Raw genomic sequence first — 5,264 nt, 5'->3', positions numbered from 1 at the left:
AGCATATATTTTCCGCAAACGCGGAGTTCAGAGCATGAAAATCAACGATTCCGGACACACATTTTGTCGCTTAACCCTTTCTCGCCGATGACGCTTCGGTTCTTGTCATTGTCGATCAACCCAACAACATCGGCCGGTTAACCGTCGCAGTCGCCCAAGACATGGGGGCCGACGTTCGCTATCTACCGGGGCTTGCGATGCGGCAGCTCTCTCGCATCCACGTCGGCAACTCCAAGACCGATGTGCGCGACGCCTACGTCATCGCCCATGCCGGTCTTAAACTTCCGGATGCCTTGCGCAGCGTCGACCGCGTTGAGGAAGTCTTTATCCAGCTGAAAGTGCTCAACGGTATTGACGAAGATCTCGCCCGGGCCTACACACGCCTGATTAACCAGATGCGATCCGCGCTCGTGGGAACCTATCCTGCATTCGAACATGTTCTGCGCGGACAGGTGATTCATCGCAAGTGGATCCTCCACCTACTTGCGAAATACGGTGGCCCCACCAAGATTCGACGCGTCGGTAGAGCACGTCTGGCAGCCTTTGCGCGCAGTCACAGGGCGCGCAATCCTGAGCCTGTCATCGATGCCATGCTTGCTGCCATCCACGGGCAGACCGTGTCCATTGCCGGGGCAGAATACGCCGAACTTGGCGTAGCAATGTCCGCCAAAGATGCATTGGCCAAACTCGAGCATCGTAAAGAAATCGAGGCACAGGTACTCAAGCTCATCCAGGACATTCCTCACACCGAGATTCTTTTATCCATGCCCGGCATCGGTCCGCGTAGCGCCGCGCAGATCCTCATGACCGTTGGCGATATGTCCGACTTCCCCGATGCAGCGCACCTAGCGTCCTATGCAGGCCTATCACCGCGGACGAATCAGTCGGGAACGTCCATCATGTCGAATTCGCCCAACCGGGCTGGCAACAAAAAATTAAAGAACGCCCTATGGCAATCGTCTTTTGCATCGATCAGATTCCACGAGCGTTCCCGACAATTCTATGAACGAAAACGCAAAGAAGGCAAAAGACACAACGCCGCAGTTGTCGCACTCGCACGCCGACGCCTAAACGTTCTCTTCGCCATGATGCGTAGCGGCGAGCTCTACCGAGACATCTCCACAGTCCAAGAGGTCACAGCAGCTTAGAACCAACAGCTCCCATCCAAGCCGATTGAGCAGCAAGCCCAATCGGCTCCTCGAGATGCCCGAAAACAACATTCACACGGCGAAGCAGAAGCCCTTCATACCCCCAACAACCTCACCCACGGAGTTGACAACCTATATAGGAACACCCCCTCAACACAAAGCCTAGTTGGAGCGGCGGCGCAGCAGCACCAGGAACCCAGCAACGACGAGGGCCAAAACGCCCAGGCCGATCGCGACGTTGCGCCAGGAAGCCGATGGCTCAGCCTCAGCTTCCGGAGAAGCGTCCGCGGAAGAATCCGCACCCTCACCACCGACGACGCCTCGGATCCACTCGGCCTGCTCGGCAACCGGCGCCACCGCGACGGCGGCATTAGAGGTCATTTCCTCCTCCGTCGGGTTGTCCGGGTCCTCGAAGAGTCCAGCCGACATGATGCCGGCGACCTTGCCGTCGGCGAAGATAGCGCCGCCGGAGTCGCCCGGCTGGATACGGGCGCCGTTCTTGAGGGCGACCTCGAGGGCGGTTGGGGCGTCGAAAAGGGCGAGCGGGGAATCGCCGCGGACCTCGGCCTCGGCGGAGGGCAGCTCGGTGGAGCCTCCCGAGCCGTCGGAGGACCAGCCGTAGATGTTCACAGCGCCGGCGGGGACCTCGTCTGCAACCTCGGCGAACGTATCTAGCTGCATTTCCTCTTCGGTGTGGAGCAGGGCGATGTCGCCGCGCGGGGCAACCTCGTGGCGGTCCACCTTGTAGACGCGCTGGTCGTCTCCCTGGCCGGTGCGCACCGAGCCGCCCGGCTTGGCGGCGGCCTCGACGCAGTGGCGGGCGGTGATGACCCAGTGGGGGTCGATGGCGGTGCCGGTGCAGACGCCGTCGTCGGGATCGGAGTCGTCGACACGCACGGAGACCACGGGCTTGGCTTCGTCGACGTCGCCGGCGAAGGTGGTGCTTTCCATCGCCCATGCGGGCTGGGCGACGAGGGCGCCTGCGACGGCGAGGCTAGCTGCGAGCTTTTTCACGATTGTTCTCCTTCACTACCGCGGTGATGCGGCGAATTACAGTTTCAAGCGGCCCGCGCTGAAATATCGCGAGCCATACGTAAGCGATCACGATGGCGCCGCCCACGGTCACCCAAACGTTGAGCCACTCGGCGGTGAGCACGTGGATGCAGTACAGAGTCAGCGGCATCCGGCCCAGCGGGGCGAGCCATCCGAGCCAGCGTTGCGCCAGGCAGCACAGGGCGCAGATGCTTATCGACGCCCCCACGCTGCCCACAACGTCCATGAGTCCTCCGGTGTGGCCGGTGGCGTCGAGAAGCGGTGGCAACGGTGTGGTCCAGCGCAGCGCCACATCCAGGGCGAACAGCGCCCCGCCGACCACGAGGCCGGGCCACAACGGCATGTAGCGTTTGAACAGGATGCCGGCGATCATGAGCGTGGCCCACATCATGGGCGGGTACGGCCAGGACGACGGCGCGAGCACCGCCGAGCCAAAAGTGAGGGCGCACGCGAGCCACAGCAACAGTGGTGTGTCCCAGCGTGGCGCCCAGGCGAGCAGCGCCATGCAGACCCCGATGGTGCCGAGCACCACCACGATCGACCCCGAAAATGGGGCGAGCGCGATGAACTCGGCGGGCTGGGCGCGCATGTACCCCATTGAGACACCGGCGATGAAGGCGAACAGTGCGGCCGGGAAGCCGAACAGCACCTGTGCAGTGATGCCCTCTTGGACGGTGAGGTGCGCGACCATCATGGCGACGAGTGCCACCGCGCGGGCGGCGTCGATTCCTACGTTTCGGGTCTGCATGGCTGTGGAAGTTACGCAGCCAGATGTTGCGGTGACGTTAACGTGGGCGCAACACCCCCGCCGATACGATCGGGCTCATGACAATTCGGGTACTTGTGATCGACGACGAAGCCTATCTCGCCGACGCCATCGCCACCGCACTCAACAACGCAAACATGCAGGCTAGTGCCGTGTATGACGGCTTGGAGGCGCGTTCGCGTATCGACGACACCCGCCCCGACGTCGTCGTGCTCGACCGGGACCTGCCGGGGTTGCATGGTGATGAGGTGTGCAGGTGGGTCGTCGATACGCATCCCGCGACCCGGGTGATCATGCTGACCGCGTCCGGCTCCCTGGACGACAGGCTGGAAGGCTTCGGGCTCGGCGCCGACGATTATCTGCCCAAACCGTTCGAGGTGCCGGAGTTAATCGCGCGGGTTAATGCGTTGGCGAAGCGCAACGCCCCGGCGCGCGGCGAGGTGTATCGCTGCGGGGATGTGCGCCTAGACACCTTTCGGCGCGAGGTCACCCGTGGTGGCGAGACGGTGCCACTGAGCCCGAAGGAGTTCGCTGTGCTCGAGGTACTCATGGAGGCCGACGGCGGGGTGATCTCTGCCGAGGACCTGCTCGCGGAGGCGTGGGACGAAAACGCGGACCCGTTCACCAACTCCCCGCGCGTGACGGTGTCGCACCTGCGCAAGAAGCTAGGCGAACCGCGCATCGTGCACACCGTGGCCGGCGCCGGCTACTACGTGGCGGAGGAGGAACGATGAGGCTGAGTTTGCGGGCCCGCATTACGGTGATGTTCGTGGCCACGGTGCTTGGGATGGGGTTGGCTCTGATCGGGCTGGTGTATGCCTACCTGAAGCTCACCCCGGTGCCGGTAACGGCCACCTTCCCCACGGTGGAGGACGGTGTCATCATCGACGGTGCCGTGCCGATCACCAGCGAGATCCTGCGCCGCGTCCTCCTCGCCTCCCTGTCGGTACTTGCCCTGTTGACCCTGCTTGCGGGTGTGATCGGCTGGTTCGTGGCAGGCCTGGTGATCAAACCTCTTCGCGACATTGCCGACGACGCCGCCTCCGTCACCCGCGGCGACCTCTCAGCCCGCATCACCCACCATGGTCCCGACGACGAGGTCGGCGAACTCGCAGACGCGCTCAACGTCATGCTCGACGAATTGGCGGGCGCAGTGGAGCGCCAGCGCCGGTTCGCCTCCAACGCCTCCCATGAGTTGAAGACTCCGATCGCAACCATCCAGACCATGGCAGACGTGGCCCTGACCGGCGACGACGGCGGGCTGCGTCCCACGCTAACCCGCGTGCGCGAGGTCAACGCCCGCAGCGCCGACACCGTCGCCGCCCTACTCCAGCTGGCCAACGTGGACGTGCGCGACCGGCAGCGCCTCGACCTGGCAGAACTGTGCCGCGAGGTGTGCGCCGACCGCAACGTCCCCGCCGACGCCGTGCCCGTGACCGTGGACGCCTCCCCCACCCTGACCCGCCAGGCGGTGGACAACCTGGTGCGCAACGCACTCACCCACGGCAACAACCCCGCGCTCACCCTGCGCAAGGTGGGCAACTTCGCTGAGGTCACCGTGGAATCCGGCGGCGAGACCTACTCCGCGGCCGAGGTTGCAACCTGGACCGAACCATTCGCGCGCGCCGAACGCACCGCAGGTGCCGGCCACGGGCTCGGGCTGGCACTCGTCGATGCGATCGCGAACGCCCATGGCGGATCCCTGGTGCTTGCGCCGCGGGCCGGTGGTGGGCTCGTCGCAAAGCTATCGCTTCCGGCCTAAAGCTCCCGGATGTAGAGCAGCATGCGGGAGCCTTGCTCGATGTTGGTCAGGCCGTGGCGTTCGTAAAAGCGGCGCGCATCGGTGTCTACCTCGTCGACGTTGATTTGTAATTCGCCGGCGCTGTGCTTGCGGATCTCCTCGAAGACCCGCTGCAGCAGCGCCGTGCCGACCCCGCGATTGCGGTGGGCAGGTGCGACGTAGAGCTCGTCGAGCATCGCCACCGGCCCGTCGTAATACGGGCTCGGGCGCAGGGTGACGTAGGCGAAACCAATATCGCCGGCGAGGAGAACGAAGGCGTCGTCGTGTGCGATGATCTGCGCAAACCGCTCCTCAAGGCCTTCGGGAACCGGGGTATCAAACTCTGTGTTGAAATCGCGCAATAGCTTTGCGACGACCCCCGCGTCCGCTACCTCCGCGACCCTGATCTCGTTGGTTGTAGTCATATGCGCACACCTTAACGGGTTAAGCGACAAAATGTGTGTCTGCTATCGGCGTGTCGCGGGGTTAGATGTGGCCTTTTTGGATGCCGATTGAG

At 63.7% G+C, this 5,264-nt stretch carries 5 protein-coding genes and 1 pseudogene; 3 read left to right on the top strand and 3 right to left on the bottom strand.

From position 1 onward, the window contains the following. Positions 1–77 precede the first annotated feature (77 nt). Positions 78–1,148, top strand: a pseudogene (locus KBX14_RS11015) (IS110 family transposase); the annotation flags it as partial. A 162-nt stretch (positions 1,149–1,310) separates the two neighbouring features. Here KBX14_RS11015 and KBX14_RS11010 read toward each other — a convergent pair. Next, positions 1,311–2,162: a trypsin-like serine protease gene (locus KBX14_RS11010; protein ID WP_049147424.1), complete on the bottom strand. Its 852-nt coding sequence runs from the start codon at positions 2,160–2,162 to the stop codon at positions 1,311–1,313. Next, positions 2,143–2,949 (bottom strand): DUF418 domain-containing protein, encoded by an 807-nt coding sequence (locus tag KBX14_RS11005; RefSeq protein ID WP_256042548.1) that lies wholly within the window; start codon positions 2,947–2,949, stop codon positions 2,143–2,145. The genes KBX14_RS11010 and KBX14_RS11005 overlap by 20 nt, the downstream gene beginning before the upstream one ends. 83 nt (positions 2,950–3,032) lie before the next feature. On the opposite strand from KBX14_RS11005, the gene KBX14_RS11000 reads away from it, so the two are divergent. Together KBX14_RS11000 and KBX14_RS10995 are read left to right on the top strand one after the other, a co-directional pair. Continuing rightward, a complete protein-coding gene (locus KBX14_RS11000; protein ID WP_193391061.1) occupies positions 3,033–3,701 on the top strand; it encodes a response regulator transcription factor in 669 nt (222 codons plus the stop codon). Continuing rightward, positions 3,698–4,729, top strand: a complete 1,032-nt coding sequence (locus tag KBX14_RS10995; RefSeq protein ID WP_046095285.1) for a HAMP domain-containing sensor histidine kinase — start codon at positions 3,698–3,700, stop codon at positions 4,727–4,729. Before KBX14_RS11000 ends, KBX14_RS10995 begins: the two co-directional genes overlap by 4 nt. On the opposite strand, the gene aac(3)-XI is transcribed toward KBX14_RS10995, so the two are convergent. Continuing rightward, entirely contained in the window at positions 4,726–5,172 is a 447-nt protein-coding gene (aac(3)-XI, locus tag KBX14_RS10990; RefSeq protein ID WP_046095284.1) for an aminoglycoside N-acetyltransferase AAC(3)-XI, read from the bottom strand. The two genes, KBX14_RS10995 and aac(3)-XI, sit on opposite strands and share 4 nt — an antisense overlap. Positions 5,173–5,264 lie beyond the last annotated feature (92 nt).

Source organism: Corynebacterium sp. CCUG 61414 (assembly GCF_024453945.1).
GTDB lineage: Bacteria > Actinomycetota > Actinomycetes > Mycobacteriales > Mycobacteriaceae > Corynebacterium > Corynebacterium pseudogenitalium.
Note: the sequence above shows the minus strand (reverse complement) of the source record. Positions and strands in the feature narration are given on the sequence as shown.